Origin of the sequence: Facklamia sp. P12950, assembly GCF_050409465.1 — a bacterium.
Classification (GTDB): Bacteria; Bacillota; Bacilli; order Lactobacillales; family Aerococcaceae; genus Facklamia.
This window is the reverse complement of record NZ_JBNUPK010000029.1, coordinates 1-646: the sequence shown is the minus strand read 5'-3', so window position 1 is coordinate 646 and position 646 is coordinate 1. Positions and strand designations below refer to the sequence as shown.

Annotated in this window: 2 protein-coding genes; both read right to left on the bottom strand. The window is 60.2% G+C overall.

The genetic code is table 11. The annotated features are described in order from the left end of the window. A partial coding sequence (locus tag ACQV2Q_RS08900) for a hypothetical protein (RefSeq protein ID WP_428882520.1) occupies positions 1 to 259 on the bottom strand: 259 nt, incomplete at its 3' end. Continuing rightward, positions 259 to 646 (bottom strand): DUF6950 family protein (locus ACQV2Q_RS08895; protein WP_428882519.1); only part of this gene is annotated, 388 nt, incomplete at its 5' end. The genes ACQV2Q_RS08895 and ACQV2Q_RS08900, both read right to left, overlap by 1 nt.

Sequence of the window (646 nt, the reverse complement as noted above, 5' to 3'; positions counted from 1 at the left end):
CCTCTTCGAGAAAAAGGTAATCGCCGCCTTTTTTCACGCGCCCTAGCACGATCGCCAGTGGGGGCACGTTCTGCTTGAGATTGTAGGAGCCATCCTCCGGCTTCGGTACGGATGGCTTTTGCGTGAACGCAGACGCGGCGTAAGCAATGCCGCCATATATCGCGGCCATGGTGCCGAGATAGAGCAGGTTTGAGGCAAGCACGGTTGTCGGACCGATAGCTGCAACAATCATCAGCGCCAGGGATTCGATAATGCCCACTACAGTCTCCAGGCCGCCAAGGTCTTTGCGGCAACACGCGAAAATCCGCGGGGCGTTCTGGTCAGCCAGCCCGCACCATCATGGATGACGCCAAATTGTCTTGTGATGTTGTGAGCGCTACCGACAACGCCGATATCGCCAACCTGCGGTGCATCCGTGCCTGAAAGTCCCAGCGCATCGGCACATCCCTTCACGAGTGCGATTGCGCCGCCGCGCTCGGCAAGGATATCGATCTGCCCTTGCCCCGGCTGGTATTCGCCGCGCAGATGCGCGGCGGGATCAGGATAACCGAGCCAGATCGCCCACTCGGCAAGAGCAAGGCAGCAATCGACCTTGCACCCTGGCGTCCACGGCTCGCGCGCGTTGGACGCCAAGAAACCCTTGAGG